The organism is Paenibacillus sp. R-74696, from assembly GCF_055814915.1.
The window spans coordinates 76,516-92,321 of sequence record NZ_JBPULM010000031.1; the positions used below are offsets into that span (position 1 = coordinate 76,516).

13 protein-coding genes and 1 CRISPR repeat array are annotated in these 15,806 nt (G+C 47.6%); of the genes, 10 read left to right on the top strand and 3 right to left on the bottom strand.

Annotated elements, in window-relative coordinates; translation table 11 throughout:
• Positions 1–33: 33 nt before the first annotated feature.
• Both ACSR9A_RS15445 and ACSR9A_RS15450 read left to right on the top strand, forming a co-directional pair.
• The gene (locus ACSR9A_RS15445) at positions 34–1,227 is read left to right on the top strand and encodes a winged helix-turn-helix domain-containing protein (RefSeq protein WP_473758104.1); all 1,194 of its coding nucleotides are present in this window, start codon (positions 34–36) and stop codon (positions 1,225–1,227) included.
• Between the two features lie 420 nt (positions 1,228–1,647).
• Positions 1,648–2,289: direct repeats of the CRISPR family, unit length 33 nt; unit sequence GTTTCAATCCACGCACCCCATACGGAGTGCGAC.
• A gap of 355 nt (positions 2,290–2,644) precedes the next feature.
• Entirely contained in the window at positions 2,645–3,286 is a 642-nt protein-coding gene (locus ACSR9A_RS15450; protein ID WP_473758105.1) for a nitroreductase family protein, read from the top strand.
• A 347-nt stretch (positions 3,287–3,633) separates the two neighbouring features.
• On the opposite strand, the gene ACSR9A_RS15455 is transcribed toward ACSR9A_RS15450, so the two are convergent.
• Together ACSR9A_RS15455 and ACSR9A_RS15460 are read right to left on the bottom strand one after the other, a co-directional pair.
• Positions 3,634–3,762 (bottom strand): hypothetical protein, encoded by a 129-nt coding sequence (locus ACSR9A_RS15455; protein WP_473758106.1) that lies wholly within the window; start codon positions 3,760–3,762, stop codon positions 3,634–3,636.
• Entirely contained in the window at positions 3,762–4,700 is a 939-nt protein-coding gene (locus tag ACSR9A_RS15460; RefSeq protein WP_473758107.1) for an ArsR/SmtB family transcription factor, read from the bottom strand. Before ACSR9A_RS15460 ends, ACSR9A_RS15455 begins: the two co-directional genes overlap by 1 nt.
• A 204-nt stretch (positions 4,701–4,904) precedes the next feature.
• On the opposite strand from ACSR9A_RS15460, the gene ACSR9A_RS15465 reads away from it, so the two are divergent.
• From ACSR9A_RS15465 to ACSR9A_RS15495, 7 genes are all read left to right on the top strand, one after another.
• Positions 4,905–5,879: a glycoside hydrolase family 43 protein gene (locus ACSR9A_RS15465; RefSeq protein ID WP_473758109.1), complete on the top strand. Its 975-nt coding sequence runs from the start codon at positions 4,905–4,907 to the stop codon at positions 5,877–5,879.
• Between the two features lie 289 nt (positions 5,880–6,168).
• Positions 6,169–7,518, top strand: coding sequence for an ABC transporter substrate-binding protein (locus ACSR9A_RS15470; protein ID WP_473758110.1), 1,350 nt, complete (start codon positions 6,169–6,171; stop codon positions 7,516–7,518).
• Between the two features lie 156 nt (positions 7,519–7,674).
• Positions 7,675–8,565, top strand: coding sequence for a carbohydrate ABC transporter permease (locus tag ACSR9A_RS15475; RefSeq protein ID WP_341281261.1), 891 nt, complete (start codon positions 7,675–7,677; stop codon positions 8,563–8,565).
• Positions 8,566–8,598: 33 nt separating this feature from the next.
• Positions 8,599–9,441 (top strand): carbohydrate ABC transporter permease, encoded by an 843-nt coding sequence (locus tag ACSR9A_RS15480; protein WP_341281262.1) that lies wholly within the window; start codon positions 8,599–8,601, stop codon positions 9,439–9,441.
• Positions 9,442–9,470: 29 nt separating this feature from the next.
• Complete coding sequence (locus ACSR9A_RS15485) at positions 9,471–10,859, top strand: arabinan endo-1,5-alpha-L-arabinosidase (RefSeq protein WP_473758417.1); 1,389 nt, start codon at positions 9,471–9,473, stop codon at positions 10,857–10,859.
• Positions 10,860–11,470: 611 nt separating this feature from the next.
• Positions 11,471–12,316, top strand: coding sequence for a DUF421 domain-containing protein (locus tag ACSR9A_RS15490; RefSeq protein ID WP_473758113.1), 846 nt, complete (start codon positions 11,471–11,473; stop codon positions 12,314–12,316).
• Between the two features lie 112 nt (positions 12,317–12,428).
• Positions 12,429–13,577 (top strand): MFS transporter, encoded by a 1,149-nt coding sequence (locus tag ACSR9A_RS15495; RefSeq protein ID WP_473758114.1) that lies wholly within the window; start codon positions 12,429–12,431, stop codon positions 13,575–13,577.
• A gap of 81 nt (positions 13,578–13,658) precedes the next feature.
• Here ACSR9A_RS15495 and ACSR9A_RS15500 read toward each other — a convergent pair whose 3' ends face one another.
• A complete protein-coding gene (locus ACSR9A_RS15500; protein WP_473758115.1) occupies positions 13,659–14,366 on the bottom strand; it encodes a YhcN/YlaJ family sporulation lipoprotein in 708 nt (235 codons plus the stop codon).
• 323 nt (positions 14,367–14,689) lie between these two features.
• On the opposite strand from ACSR9A_RS15500, the gene coxB reads away from it, so the two are divergent.
• Positions 14,690–15,739: a cytochrome c oxidase subunit II gene (gene coxB / locus ACSR9A_RS15505; protein WP_473758116.1), complete on the top strand. Its 1,050-nt coding sequence runs from the start codon at positions 14,690–14,692 to the stop codon at positions 15,737–15,739.
• The last annotated feature ends 67 nt before the right edge of the window (positions 15,740–15,806 follow it).

Sequence of the window (15,806 nt, forward strand, 5' to 3'; positions counted from 1 at the left end):
ATCCGTTTGTTTCGTTAAGGAGCTGACGCATACATGATCCAATTGACAAACCGTCAGGCACGGCAATTTCTGTTACTGAAGCACGGGCTGTTGGGTGAACATCAATTTACCGGAAAGCAGGGCGTATTGGATTTTGTGCGTCAGGTGAGCTGTATTCAATTTGATCCCATTGATGTTTGTGGAAAAAACGCCGAATTGGTGCTTCAGTCGCGCATTAAACCATTTTCCAAGGACATGCTCGACGAGTTGTTGTATAAAGATAGATTACTGATTGATTATCCAGACAAAAATCTGGCTATTATCCCTGTTGAGGACTGGCCGTACTTTGAACGGTACAGACATGCTGCCCGACAGCATGCCAAGCGCTATCCCGAAATGGAAGCGTTGACAGAGCAAGTACGAGTTTACATCCAAAATCACGGTGCGCTAAGTTCGAATGATTTAAAATTGGATGGGAATTTCTCTTGGCAATCGGTGATCCACTGGAGCGGCGGAAACAATGCATCGCGGTCGGTGCTGGAGCAGATGTATTCGACAGGAGAGTTGATTATCCATCATAAAAAAGGAACACGCAAGTATTACGATCTCGCGCAGAAGTACATACAGCCAAGCTTGCTGAATGCGCCAGAGCCGATAGAAGGCGAGCTTGAGCATCATAAGTGGCGGGTACTGCGTCGCATCGGCGCTGTTGGACTTTTATGGAACCGAACATCTGATGCCTGGCTGAACATATGGGGATTGAAAGCGGAGCAGCGCAACGAGGTTTTCCGCCAACTGTTGCAAGAAGCTCGCATTATTGCGGTTGTCGTGGAACAGATGAAGGATACACTGTACTGCCGCGCGGAGGACTTGCCGCTTATTGAAGCTGTCCTGCAAAATCCGGCACCGAAATGGCGCTGCGAGCTGATTGCCCCACTAGATAATTTCATATGGGACAGAAAACTGATCAACGAATTGTTTGGATTTGATTACACATGGGAAATTTACACGCCAGCAATCAAACGGAAATTCGGTTATTATGTGTTGCCTATATTATACGGAGAAAGTCTCATCGGACGAGCTGAGATAATCGCAGAGCGAAAATCCGGGACGCTCGTTGTTAAAAACATTTGGTACGAGAACGGCATAAAGCCAACAAAGCAATTGCGATCAGCCTTAAAGCAGTGTTTTCAAAATTTTGCAGTATTCAACGGCTGCGAGACGATTTCGGCAGAGTCTATGAGCTAATATTTTCAGAATCAGGCAATACCCCGAATGCTTTCTATGCGTCCGAGCGAACTAAACACGGATGGTCTTGTTAGAAACTTGTATCCGAGGTTCCACGGCCTTCATTATCTTTACCTGCTTTCCAGTCAGGTGCGGACTTTCGTTCATCGTCTATCTGTTGATTTGTGTTCTTTGATTTGAATATACGTAGCTGACATTTGAAATGTTTTGGTGGAAATAGTAAAGAGGGGCATAGGAGCATAGAGGGGCCTTTGCCCCTCTATTTCTTTATTTATGTCTTATTATTCAATCATTCAGAGCGTAAGATGCCTAAGTGACAGACGGCTTCGAATGTATACTATATCAAAACTTCATGCTTTGCTAACCTTTCAACAAGGATTGCGACGATGAAGGCGTGCTAGCCTATGACGCAAATTCTGGGTTTCATTTCACACACTCCATACGGAGTGCGACGGTGAGGGGGCATGGCAATGGTATGGCTACAGGGAGTTTCAATCCACGCACCCCATACGGAGTGCGACATAAAACAATTAACCGCGCTATTGGCGTGATTAAGTTTCAATCCACGCACCCCATACGGAGTGCGACGTCACTCCGGGATTAGCGCTAACGATCTGGAGCGAGTTTCAATCCACGCACCCCATACGGAGTGCGACATAAGGAGATGAATATAATTATGTTTTATTTATATGTTTCAATCCACGCACCCCATACGGAGTGCGACGACAAGCTGCTAGGATAAACATAGCCATAGATGATGGTTTCAATCCACGCACCCCATACGGAGTGCGACCGCCAAGACAACAAATGAGGAGATGCGGATGTTAAAAGTTTCAATCCACGCACCCCATACGGAGTGCGACCCTTGCCAGAGCTGCTTTTTCTGCTTCATCAAAGTTTCAATCCACGCACCCCATACGGAGTGCGACTGTATAGCCGTTGTTGCTCGCTACGCCGTAGGTGTTTCAATCCACGCACCCCATACGGAGTGCGACTTCCATAACCTTTCGCAGTAGCAGGCATGAATTGGTTTCAATCCACGCACCCCATACGGAGTGCGACAGCAAAAACAGTACTAATTAATCCCATCATGGCATTAATTGGCGCTATTTTCAACGAAATAATATCGAAAAAAGATAAGAGTAAGCTTGACTTTTTGCGGATTTACTCGTTTTCGTCAAGGTTCGACAAAAAATGAGGTGCGAATCCCCCAGGGATTTCATGGGAGCTTCACATTCGCACCATAAAAGCGGAGAAATTTATTTCCTAGGCGCGTTATCGTATCCGTAAAAATAATCACAAAAATATTTTTTGAAAACTACTTACAAAATTAAAGTAGATATATTATAATTACAACATAGAAGCAAGCTTTTAAGTCACTTTACATAAAATGATTTTTTAAAGGGAGCGTTTGAACATGGGAGAACTTAAAACGATTATCGAAAAACGTCGTTCGGCAGTGAATTTTGTGGAAAATGTAGCGATTTCGGAGGAGGAGCTTCAGCAGCTTTTTTCATTAAACCGCTTCGTTCCTTCAGCCTTTAATTTGCAGCACAGCCACTACATCGTGGCGACATCCGAGGAAAGCAAAGAAAAAATCTATGAGGCTTCCAAACAATATAAAGTAAAAAATGCTTCAGCAGCCATCGTCGTGCTTGGTGATACGAAGGCGCACCTCAATGTTGGAGAGCTGAACGCAGGCATGCTCGCGCTGGGCATGATGAGCAAGCTCGATTACGATCAGGAAAATGAAAACGTGATCCAGTTTTATGAATCGCGCGGCGAGCAGTTCCAGCGGGACGATGCCATTCGCAATGCGAGCCTGTCGGCGATGCAGCTCATGCTGATCGCGAAGGATATGGGCTGGGACACATGCCCAATGATTGGTTTTGACGCGGATAAAGTGCAGGAGCTGTTCGAAATCCCCGAGCGTTATGTGCCGGTTATGCTGATAACGCTGGGCAAAAGCGATCCAAACAAAGAGCGCCCGCGCGGCTACCGCAAGCCCGTTAATCAATATGTGAATATGAATGCTTTTCATTCCCCGGATACTCACTGAAATCATTAACTCACAACTATTTCTATCCATACGAAAAAGCTGCCTCCCTCTAAGGATGCAGCTTTTTTACGTGTTACGTGCAGTTGTAATAGGGTGGTATGCAAACCGCAGCCTGCGATTAGCCCAGACCTCGCAGCTCGGGTTGCTCACGCCTTTTTCGAGGACTGAGGTTCCGCTATTCTGGCTTTGGGACCGATTTCAGGCGGTAAGCGGACAGGAAAGCCGCTATCACCCTCATTATCCCGACAAAATGGACATTTTCAGGGTAATAGCGGCTTCTGGGTCCGCAGCCACTGCCTAAACCCGTGATTCTACTAAAATAGCGCCTGCGGTGTCCGCCAAAACGATCATGACGCATCCGGCTTTAGTTTTGGGACAGCGTTTGCGTTTGAACGTGCTGCTGCTACCTCTGCTTCTGTCTCTGCTTCTGCCTCATTAGTGCGTGCATGCACCACTATACGCTCGCTTTCAGACACTAGCCGTCGCTCTCCTCATTTTTCTCCTGCGGCTGCTTCGTATAATACAGGCGGAACACCAGGTCCTGATTATGATTGCCGAAGCCGGAGCCGAACAGCGTGACGCCGCCAATATGCTCGGCATTTTCCTCTACGGCGATACGGAAGGTCCATTGGTTGCTGCGAATATCAATATCGTCAATCGTCACATCGGACAGCTTGATGCCATCCATGAAGGTACCTTCCTTCTTCACGATCAAATGCTTGAGCAGCCCATGCTGATTGACGCTTTCGAACCACCATGGCGGATTAAGCTTGCCTTTGCCGCCAAAGTCGCCGGGACTCGTCCACATGCCCACCTTCATGCCGTTGAAAAAGAAGCTGATGTCCGAAGGCCAATTGTTGTTCGTAAAAGGGGCCTCCGAGGAAATTTCCATCGAAATTTCGAGCTGCTCCGGATTTTCGCTCCCCAGCATGTAATTAGGCATCTTGTATTCAATATACCCTTGCCCAAACCACAAAATCTTCGCGTTCAGCCGCTCGGGATCAAGAAAATGCCTCGGATCGTCGAATATGCCAATGATGGAATCCCGCGTACAAATGCCGCAGGTTGGCGTAATGTCCAAATCGGTAAAATGGCCAATCGAAATATCGGTCCGGCGTACCTCGCGCGGAATCACATCTTTGATCGGGAACATGATCTCCAAATTATCGATGCTGAGCGAGCAAACCTTCTGGGCTGCTCCGCCTTTGCCGGGCGTCATTTCCGAGTGGATGATGTTTGCTTTCTCCAGCTTCTTGACGTGCATCGTCATAATGGCGCTGCTAAGTCGAAGCGCTTCGGCGAGCTCACGGATATTCATCGATTTTTGCGACAGCAGGTGAATGATTTGGATGCGGACGTTGCTGGACATAGCCTCGAATACAGGCAAATATTGTTCGGAAAGTTCTATTTTCAACGTGGCGTCCTCCGGAAATTGAAATATTAATAAATATGTGAATAACACTGATTGACACTAATGATACATGATTTGCTCAAAACAGACAAGGAAACGCCTTCAAACAGGCATAATCCGGTTGACAGTCACATAAAACTGTTGATATATTAACATCGAAGATAGTAAGTAATATATTTGTGAATAATTAATAAAGGGGTTTTGATTATGCTGGAACAGCAGATTCAAGTCGAGCAAACTTTCGTCAATCCTATTATACCGCAGCGTGCGGACCCGTGGGTATATCTCCATTCCGACGGCTACTACTATTTCACAGGGTCCGTTCCGGAATACGACCGTATTGAGCTTAGAAGAGCGCGCACGATTCAGCAGCTGGGGGAAGCAGAACCCGTTGTCGTCTGGCGAAAATATGCGGAAGGACCGATGAGCGCTAACATTTGGGCGCCGGAGCTGCACTTTGTTCAGGGCAAATGGTATATCTACTTCGCGGCCGCGCGGACGACGGAGACGGTAGAAGGACTGTTCGACCATCGCATGTTCGTATTGGAAAATGAATCAGCTAATCCGCTTGAAGGGCAATGGGTGGAAAAAGGGCAGCTTGTCGCCAATTGGGAATCGTTTGCGCTGGATGCGACAAGCTTCGAGCATAAGGGGACGCAATATCTCGTATGGGCGCAGAAGGATTTGGCGATAGCGGGCAACTCCAACTTGTATATAGCGGCAATGAGCAATCCTTGGACGATGAGCGGCGAGCAGATTTTGATTTCCAAGCCCGAATACGAATGGGAGAAAATCGGTTTTTATGTCAACGAAGGAGCTGCAGTGCTGAAGCGTGGCGGAACGATATTTATTAGTTATTCGGCGAGCGCAACGAATCATCATTATTGCATGGGACTCCTTAGCGCTTCGGAGGACAGCGATTTGCTCGATCCGGCCTCATGGAGCAAAGCACCTGAGCCTGTCTTTTCAACGAGTGAAGAGAACGGACAATATGGCCCTGGACATAACAGCTTTACGGTGTCACCGGATGGCAAGCAGGATATTTTGATTTACCATGCCCGCAATTACAAGGAAATTACAGGAGATCCGCTTTATGATCCGAATCGCCACACAAGAGCGCAAGTATTCGGCTGGACAGCGGATGGCAGGCCTAGCTTTGGTGTTCCGGTGCGAGACGGCTAGTAGGCAGGAGGCTGGCAGCAGCACAACGGGTCTCCGATAATTAAACAAATATAGTTGACAATGTAAGCGCTTTGAACTATTATCATAAATAATAAAAACATTAATAATTAATAAATTTGTTATTAATGTTTGCTAAGCAATATGGAATCATAAGGCGCGATACAACGGTTGAAAGGCCATTTGGCTTGCAAACGGGTGTGTCGCGTAAGCCAGCACTTATACCATCATGATGCACATCAACATTTTCAAATTGTGTATGCGGTTTCATTTTATGGAGGAGGGCTTGAGGATGAAAAAAAGTTTACTTGCAACAATGGCAGCGACGATTGTGCTGGGGGGCGTTATCGCGGGCTGCAGCAGCAACTCGCAAACAGAAGGAAGCACCGAGGCTGGGCAGGGCGGCACGAAGCAAATTAGCTTCATGTTCCGCGGCGGACCGGAGGAGCAGAAGGCGTATGAAGCGACGGTCAAAAAGTTTGAGGCCGATCATCCTGATGTAAAGGTGAAAATCATTACGACGACGGGCGACCAATACGCGACGAAGCTGAAAGCAGCGATTACGGGCAAAAGCGTGCCGGATGTCTTTTATTTTGACCCAGGCGATTTAAGAGCTTATGTGAATGCGGGAGTGCTCAAGGATATTACGGAAGATGTGAAGGATGTCGACTTTGATAACCTATGGAAGCGCGGCGTAGATATTTATCGCTACGATGGCAATAACGTAGGCCAAGGCAGCATTTATGGCTTGCCGAAGGACGTTGGCCCATTTGCGCTCGGCTACAATAAAGACATGTTCACAGCGGCGGGAATCCCATTGCCGGATAAGGAAAAGCCGTATACATGGGACGAATTCATCAAGGTCAATCAGCAATTGGTGAAGGATACGAATGGCGATGGCAAAATCGACCAGTACGGAACGGGCTTTAATGTCAACTGGGCGCTGCAGGCCTTCGTCTGGAGCAATGGCGCGGACTGGCTGGACGCAACGAATACGAAGGTGACGATTGACGATCCGAAGTTTGCGGAGGCGCTGCAATATTTTGCCGATATGCAAAATGTACATAAAATCACGCCTTCCATTGAGGATGCGGCGACGCTGGATACGTATCAGCGCTGGATGAAGGGCGAGCTTGCTTTCTTCCCGGTAGGTCCGTGGGATCTTGCGACGTATGAGACGCTGCCTTTCGATTATGATTTGATTCCTTACCCCGCTGGCTCGACGGGCAAATCGGCGACATTCCTTGGCTCGCTTGGCATCGGCGTATCCAGCAGCTCGAAAAATCCGGAAGAAGCGGCGCAGCTCGTAACGTATCTCACCGCATCGCCGGAAGGCATGCAGCAGCTCGTTGATGCCAAGGTGCAAATTCCGAACCTGGTTGATATGGCGGAAAAATGGGCAGCAGACACGACGACGAAGCCTGAAAATAAAGCAGAGTTTCTCCGTATCGTCGAGGATTACGGCAAGCCAATGCCTAATACGCTGACGTACAACTCGGAATGGTATCAGCTATTTTTCACCGATATTCAGCCTGTGCTTGATGGCAAGATGACGGCAGCGGACTATGTGAAGGCAGAGCAGCCGAAGATGCAGAAGCTGCTTGATAAAGCGATTGAGCAGGAAGCAAAATCCAAGAAATAAAGGTTGAAAGCAGCAGCTAATCTTAGAAGTAATCTCAGAGGTAATCTCAGTACCGGCAGGACGGAGGACAGGCGAAGCTGCGGCTCCATGGCTTTCAAGGGGCAGCTGCAAAGAGCGTCTGTTCCTCTGGCCTCCGGTCATTTTGAGGGGTGAAACATGAAAGTAAGATCGAATCTCTACCGGAAGGAAAGCTACTACGGGTATTTATTCGTGCTGGCCCCCGTTGTTGGCTATCTATTGTTTACGATGTATCCGCTGCTGTACTCCCTATATGGTTCTTTTACCGATTGGGATGGGCTCGGGCAGATGACATTTATCGGGCTGGACAATTTCAAAGATATTCTCGCGGATGAGCTTTTTTATAAAGCGAGCTTTAATACGATTTTTATGATGATTGGTATTCCGATTGAAATTACATTAGCGCTGCTGCTGGCGATGGGCCTGAATCGAAAAATGTTCGGTACGACGACGTTCCGGGTCATCTATTATGTGCCGGTTATTTCTTCACTCGCGGCGGTATCAATTTTGTGGCAGTGGGCCTATAACGGCGACTATGGTCTGGTGAACCAGTTTCTGGCGCTGTTTGGTTTTGAGGGGCCGAACTGGCTCACGGATAAGTACACCGTAAAGCCCGCTCTTATTCTAATGATGATTTGGAAAAATATTGGATATTCCATGCTGCTTTATTTGGCTGCGCTGCAAAGCGTGCCGAAGGATTATTATGAAGCGGCGCAACTGGACGGCGCGAATAGCTGGAACATTTTCTGGAACATTACGTTCCCGATGGTGAAGCCTGTAACGTTCTTTATCGTCGTCACGAAAATTATCGGGGGGGCGCAAATTTTCACTGAGGTTAACATTATGACGCCGACGGGCGGGCCGGAATACAGCTCGGCAACGGTCGTTTTCTATGTATGGAAGAAAGCGTTCGAGAACCTGCAGATGGGCTATGCCTCGGGGATGGCGATGCTGCTGGGACTATTTATTTTCGTCATTACACTCGTGCAGTTCCGCATGAATGAACGTTCCTCGAAGGATATGGAATAAACTTGCCGGCAGGAAAGGAGTGAAGCCTGACTTATGCTATCGTTAAAAAGATTCAATCTGACCGATTTGCTCGCTTTTATCGTCATCAGTATCGGTGCCGTATTCATGATTGCCCCGCTGCTGTGGACGTTGTCTACCTCCTTTAAGTCGAAGGCGGAGGTTTTTGCGCTGCCTCCGGTATGGATACCGGAAACGTTCCATTTTGAGAAGTATATCGAAATTTGGGAAAAGGGCCCGCTGCTCAGCGGCATTCAGAACAGCCTGATCATTACGGTGTGCGTGACGATTATCGGCACATTCACCTCTAGTCTGGCGGCGTTTGCCTTCGCCAAGCTGCGGTTTCCTTTCAAAAATATGATTTTCCTACTGCTGCTTTCCGCCCTAATGATTCCTTACCCGGCGGTTATGATTCCGCAGTTTATTCTGTTCTCTGAATTTGGCTGGGTTGATACGCTCAAGCCGCTGATCGTGCCGGGACTATTCGGCAATATTATGATGATTTTTTTCCTGCGGCAGTATTTGACCAGCGTTCCTGGAGCGATTATTGAAGCGGCAAAAATTGATGGCAGCTCGTATTTCGGCATTTTCTCCAAAATCATTTTCCCGCTTATCCGTCCAGCTGTGGCGGCGCAGCTTATTTTATGGTTTATGGCGGTATGGAATGATTATTTGGCGCCGATTATTTATTTGAATTCGCCGGAGAAGCAGACGCTTCAGCTCGTTATTGCGAATTTTAACGCGACTTATGCGATTCAGACCGATTATGCGCTTATTATGGCGGCCTCTTTCATTGCGCTGCTGCCGATGCTTATTATTTTTCTCGTGTTCCAGAAGCAAATTATTGAATCGGTTGCCATTTCTGGCGTGAAAGGTTAGAGGCGCCTATGAAACGATATTTGTTAACGATTACGGTAGTTGCAACGGTATGGCTGTCTGGCTGCTCTGGCGAGAAAGTGATTTATCCGCAGGAGCCGCCTAGCTACCCGATGTACGATACTTCAACGATAGACAATGAGCAGGGCTGGAATATAAGCAATGTACATGATCCTTCTATTATTAAGGAAGGGGATACGTATTATATTTTCTCCACGGATGTTAAGGTTGGCGGAGTAGCAAAGCCGGGGCTCATGGTCAGAAAATCGAAGGATCTAATGAACTGGGAATGGGTAGGCTATGCGCTCGATGGTGTTCCTGCGGAAGCAGAGGCTTGGACGGGGGCAACGGGCATGTGGGCGCCAGAGGTTGCGAAGCTTAACGATCGCTTCTATTTGTATTATTCCGCGTCAACCTTCGGCTCGAATCGCTCGTTTATTGGCGTCGCAACAAGCGATTCGCTCGAAGGACCGTGGATGGATCAGGGGGAAGTCGTCAAGACGGGACCTGGTGATGAACCGAATGCCATTGACCCTAACATCGTAAAGGATGCCGAAGGCAAGCCTTGGTTTGTGTATGGTTCTTTTTTCGGAGGCATCTATGTATCTCCGCTTGATCCGGCTACGGGCAAGCTTAAGGAGCAGGGCTACGGGACGAAAATCGCGGCTCGCGCTGCCTCGGAATCGGGTGCCGTGGAAGGCCCTTATATGATTTATAATGCTGAGCAGAAGCAATATTATTTGTTCGTTTCCTATGATTCGCTCAGCCAGGATTATAATGTGCGAGTAGGACGCTCGGCGTCGATAACAGGGCCTTTTCTGGATTCTCTCGGGCGGGATCTGCTCGATACCGCCTATGATCCGACCTTCGATGTCGGTAACAAGCTTATGGGCGGCTACCGATTTGCTGAAGGAGAGGGCTGGATCGCTCCCGGCCATAATTCAATTTTGCAGGATGGCGATAGCGATTATATCGTTCATCATGCTCGCCCCGAGCAGGACTCAAACTGGATGTACCTGCATGTGCGCAAGCTGCTTTGGACTGGCGACGGCTGGCCGGTGGTGTCGCCGGAACGATTCGCGGGGGAACAGGTGCAGACGTTACCTAAGGCTGCGCTTGTGGGAACATGGGAGCGCATAGTACACGAGAAATATATAGACGGGCCTATTGATTCGGAAAGGGTCGAGCTGAGAAAAGACGGTAAGATTGGTGCCAAAGATGCAAAAGATGTTGTAGACTATTGGGAATTTGACGGCGAGCATACGCTGCGCTTGTACTTTCAAGAAGAGGATCAGACGGAGGCGGCGGTCGAAACGGTGCTGGTACTGCCAGCATGGGACTGGGAGCTGAACGAGCCTACGCTCGTATTTACCGGCATGGACGACAAAGGGCTTGCTGTCTGGGGAAAACAGATCAAATAGCTAAAATACCTCTATAAAATTGGATAGCGGCACCCTAATAATGGGTGCCGCTGTTTGTGTATCGTATATTTAACCGGGCCTTCTGCAACAAGACGGCCGTTATATCCCTTGTTAATCTTGCAAGACAGCATAATCTTGCCTCGTAACCTAACTCCAAAACAACGGAAGCCCTACCTCTCTTCCATCCTTGCGGCTCCTAGACCGCGCCAGTGTGAATCAAAGCTCGTACAGCACGAACGTGAGAATTCAGAAATAACAGAAAAGAAAATCCAGAAAAGAAGATTAAAATCTGTGGAAAACATTGAATCTCTAGGAGGGATATTTGGGGGTTAAATATAACACATCAAAGTCTATTGTAGCCCATATATAGAACAATTGCAAGGGGAGGCAAAAAGATGCCTCTATATGCATGACTTTTGCCTATCTGGATACGCTATTTTAAGGTGAAACAGCGGTCGCCGTCCTCTGGCGGCACGCGGCGTTTCAGTCCGAGAAATATAGAGAAAGTATGGCGAAATTATATACTTTCCTATATTTTAAATACAAAATCTCAGAAAGTTTGTTCCGCTTACCCGGGTAAGAGCAAACAAATGCAGGAGGCGTAACCTTTTATGCAGGATTGGTTGGAAATTACGCTGCGAACGTTGTCCTCGGTCGTTATATTGTTTGTCATGACCAAGCTGCTGGGCAAACGGCAAATTTCGCAGCTGTCGTTATTTGAGTATATTACGGGGATTACAATGGGGAATATTGCTTCGTATATTTCGCTTGACCTCGATAATGACTGGTATTTAGGTATTGTCGCTTTGTCGGTGTGGGTGATTGTGTCTGTAGGGTTTGAGTTCGCCACGATGAAAAGCAAAAAGCTGCGCGACTTTATAGATGGAAGAGGAACGGTGCTTATTAAAAAAGGAAAGCTGCTGGAGAGAAATTTAAGCAAGGAGCGTTTGACTCTGGATGAGCTGCTGGAGCAGCTGCGCAAAAAGGATGTTTTTCAAGTAGCGGATGTGGAATTTGCGATCATGGAGCAGAGCGGCGAGATCAACGTTCTATTGAAGAAGGAGCAGCACCCGCTGACCGCCGAAATGCTAGGCATCCAGGTTCCGGAGCAGGCAGAAGCCAAGACTATTATTATGGATGGAAAGGTGCTCCTGCCGGAGCTGAAAGCGGCAGGCCTTGATGAAAATTGGCTGAACAAAAAGCTGCGTGAGCAGCAAATGAAACTTAAGGACATTTTTTTGGGACAGGTGGATGATCAGGGAGGACTCATGCTTCAGACAAGCAGTAAATCCATTGGGCAAGTAAAGCCTAAAAATCCCAAAACGCAGCTTCTTCAAATAATGAAGCAATTTGAGGTTCAACTGCAGCTTCAGGATCAGCTGTTTCTCGATGAGAAGGACAGGTCTGATTATCAAAGCGCGATAAATAAGCTGCAAGCGCTAATTAATAAAAAATAGGCCGGGCGGCCACTGGCGCTGTGTCATAAATGCTGTAAAATCGGCTGTTCAACGCAGACGATGTATTTTAAAATATACGGAGGTGGATATACATAACGATAAGGGGCGAGCTATGAGACAGGTTTTATTTTTGCGAGCATACAATTACTTCTATTTCTCGCTGTTTGCATTATTTCTCTCCTTTCTGCCGATTTATTTGGCTGAACGCGATATTAGTGCGACGAATATTGGGTTAATGCTGGGGCTGGGCAGTCTTATAGGCGTCGTATCTCAGCCGCTCTGGGGCATGATTAGCGACAAATATAAAGTAGTCAAAAAGGTTTTACTGCTGCTAATTGCGATATCCGTCGTAATCGGCGGACTGCTCTATCGCTCAACAGAGCTGGTGCCGTTGTTTGTAGGGATAAGCTTGATGTATTTTTTCTTCATGCCGACCGACCCTCTTGTTGAAAGCTTCAATTATCGCGTGTCCCGTCAATACAAGGTCAATTTTGGCTCGATTCGGATGTATGGCGCGCTTGGTTTTGCGATGGCCTCTTCCATCATTGGCTATGCGGGCAAGCACTATGGCATCGGCAGCTTGGCGGTATTATTCCTCGTTTATGGGGTCATTACCTTGCTGCTGTGCAGTCTGCTTGCAGAAGTGCCGGCAGCCTCCAAACCGATTGCAATCAGGGATATCGGCTTGTTTTTCAAAGACAAGCAGACGCTATGGTTTCTCGGGCTTGTGCTGTTTCTCGCCGTGCCGCACCGGATGAATGATAATTATATCGGCCTCTACATCAAAAGTTTAGGCGGTGATGTCCAACTGGTCGGGCAAGCCTGGACCGTTATGACGATTATTGAAGTTGTCTTTTTTGCCATTAGCCATTATTTTATTAAACCGGGAAAAGAGCTGGCTGTTATCGCTGCTGCCGCTAGTTTCTATGCGCTGCGCTTTGCGCTGTCTGCTGTCGTCACGGATCCTGCTGCGCTCATGTGGCTGCAACTGCTGCAAGGAGTATCCTTTGTGCTTTTTTATGCGGCTTCGATTCAGTATTTGTATGCGATTATTCCTGAGGAATGGAAGGCAACGGGGCAGACGGTGCTGGCGGTATTGCTGTTTGGGGTATCCAGCATAGTATCGGCAACCGTCGGAGGATGGTTCATTGATCAGTACGGCGGGGCGAAGCTTTACGGGGCAATGGCGTTCTGGTCGCTTGCTGCCATGCTGCTATGTCTGTTCATCATGCTGAAACAGAAGAAAGGAGACCCTGCTTAACGGTCCCCTTTCTTCATTGTTGCGTTGCATCAGCATATATAATAGAAGAGTTTTTTTGATACGCAATGGCGAGGCGCGACTTTATGGTGTCTTTTTGGATTGAATAGGCTTAGGCATTTGCTTGCCGCCGATAAATTGATATTTCACCAAAGTATTAAAAGCATCGACATGCGGGGTCAGCGGCCGTCCGCCCCAAGACTCCACCGCATAATCATTCATTTGGTTCACAAAATCCATATTGGCGGATATGTGCACCTCCTGCACCATAGGGGCAAGCTCGCGAATACGATTGGCGATAGTCTGTTTAAGCTCAGGAGACAGCTCGTTGTGGTCGTTGACTGAAAAATACGACTGATAGGGCCTGACGAGCAGCCGATTGTCCTCAAGCGGGCTGACACGGCTCGTGTTGTAGGCGTCCTCCGGCTGTCCGCCGTTCAGCTGCTCCCGATTGCCGCCAGCGCCTCTTGTGCCAACAGCGGTCCAATCAAGCACGATGCCGACATAAGCGTTTTTGTCCGTCAGCATGACGTTCGCCGAGGCGACGCCATTTAAATCCGTCACCTTTTTCGAGAGGGTATTGCTGTATTCAAAAAAAGCATTGTCATGCTGATGCGGGTTGTTCGTCGTCGTTCCATACATTTTACTGCCCAGCATTTTTGGATCGCCGGCTTTCCTGCTGCCATAATCGTAGTCGCTGTTTTGTACCCGCTGCTCGTAGTTGCAGGCAGTGGATGAGCTAACGAGGAGGGCGGCGCATAATAACGCATTAAGCATTCGATTTTTAGGCATTTGGATGTCCTCCATTCCTGCTGTAATAAGAATAGGGTTTGTAGGGAACGATTAAATATACACAGGAAAAGCTATACAGATTTGACTTTGTGAACGGAAAGCCCGCGATTCTCGAAAAAAGCGCTTTAAAATAACGAATTTGACAGCTTTGCGAACAATTTGTGAACTCTCTGTGGAACATTGACAAATAAGGGCTTCAACTTTATATTTAATAAGGTATTAAGGTCGCAGAAGTTGTCATTTTTTATTAGCTTAAAAACAAGCAGTTTGCCACAATTTCGGGGTGTTTACAGCTGCAAAAACGTCAAAAGTGGGGTTGATTATTGATGAATCGGTGGCAGTTTTTAAAACGGCTTACGCCGCTTCTGGCCTTGATGGTATTGGTGCTGTCAGCATGCGGACGAGCAGATCTATCCGCGCTGAATCCCCAGGGGCCCGTAGCGCAAGAGCAATTCGGATTGATGAAGCTCGCATTTTCAATCATGATCGGTGTAGTTGTGATTGTCTTCGCGCTTTGTTTGTTTGTCATTGTTCGTTTTCGCAGACGCAAGGGGGATAAGTCGATTCCCAAGCAGGTCGAAGGTAGCCACAAGCTAGAGATTATTTGGACCGTAATTCCTATTATTCTCTTGATTATTTTGGGTGTACCTACTGTACAGTCCGTGTTTAACCTGTCAAAGGATTATTCAAACGATCCAGATGCGGTTAAAGTAATCGTAACTTCACACCAGTATTGGTGGGAATTCGAATATCCGGAGCTGGGCATTAAGACCGCGCAGGAACTGGTTATTCCTAAAGGCAAGATCATTACAATTGAAGCGAAGACAGCAGACGTGCTTCACTCGTTCTGGGTTCCTTCTCTTGCAGGTAAAATCGACACTAATCCTGGTGGTTCTACAAATAAAATGTTCTTCTCGGCACCAAAAGAAGGCGTTTACTTGGGCAAATGCGCCGAGCTTTGCGGACCTTCCCATGGCTTGATGGACTTTAAGGTGAAATCGGTTGATGATGCATCGTTCGACCGTTGGGCAGCCGCGCTTCAAGAACCAGTAGCAATGCCAAGCGATCCGGTAGTTGCTGCTGCTTTCGAAAGCAAATGTCTCGTTTGCCACGCTGTTGGCGACAAAGGCGGACCATTGTACCCGAACCTTACCGGTATCGGAAGCCGTGATTCCGTAGGTGGTATCCTGATTAATACAGACGATCCTAAGTACTCCAATGAAGCTTCCACTTATGACAATCTTCATCGTTGGATCGAAAATCCAGATGACATTAAACCTGGCAATCTGATGGGCAAGATCGATCTGACGCAGCAAGAGCTTGATGGTATTGCGAAATACTTATCGGAATTAACATTGGACTACGAAAAATAGATCATCGGTGATGAAAAGGAGGTACCAACTTGGCTCAAGGACACGCGGTTAAGCGTTACTCTGGTCT

What these genes read in the sequence shown, in the direction of transcription:
- ACSR9A_RS15445 (WP_473758104.1), top strand. Translation starts at nt 34, where the DNA reads ATGATCCAATTGACAAACCGTCAGGCACGGCAATTTCTGTTACTGAAG.
- ACSR9A_RS15450 (WP_473758105.1), top strand. Translation starts at nt 2,645, where the DNA reads ATGGGAGAACTTAAAACGATTATCGAAAAACGTCGTTCGGCAGTGAAT.
- ACSR9A_RS15465 (WP_473758109.1), top strand. Translation starts at nt 4,905, where the DNA reads ATGCTGGAACAGCAGATTCAAGTCGAGCAAACTTTCGTCAATCCTATT.
- ACSR9A_RS15470 (WP_473758110.1), top strand. Translation starts at nt 6,169, where the DNA reads ATGAAAAAAAGTTTACTTGCAACAATGGCAGCGACGATTGTGCTGGGG.
- ACSR9A_RS15475 (WP_341281261.1), top strand. Translation starts at nt 7,675, where the DNA reads ATGAAAGTAAGATCGAATCTCTACCGGAAGGAAAGCTACTACGGGTAT.
- ACSR9A_RS15480 (WP_341281262.1), top strand. Translation starts at nt 8,599, where the DNA reads ATGCTATCGTTAAAAAGATTCAATCTGACCGATTTGCTCGCTTTTATC.
- ACSR9A_RS15490 (WP_473758113.1), top strand. Translation starts at nt 11,471, where the DNA reads ATGCAGGATTGGTTGGAAATTACGCTGCGAACGTTGTCCTCGGTCGTT.
- ACSR9A_RS15495 (WP_473758114.1), top strand. Translation starts at nt 12,429, where the DNA reads ATGAGACAGGTTTTATTTTTGCGAGCATACAATTACTTCTATTTCTCG.
- ACSR9A_RS15500 (WP_473758115.1), bottom strand. Translation starts at nt 14,366, where the DNA reads ATGCCTAAAAATCGAATGCTTAATGCGTTATTATGCGCCGCCCTCCTC.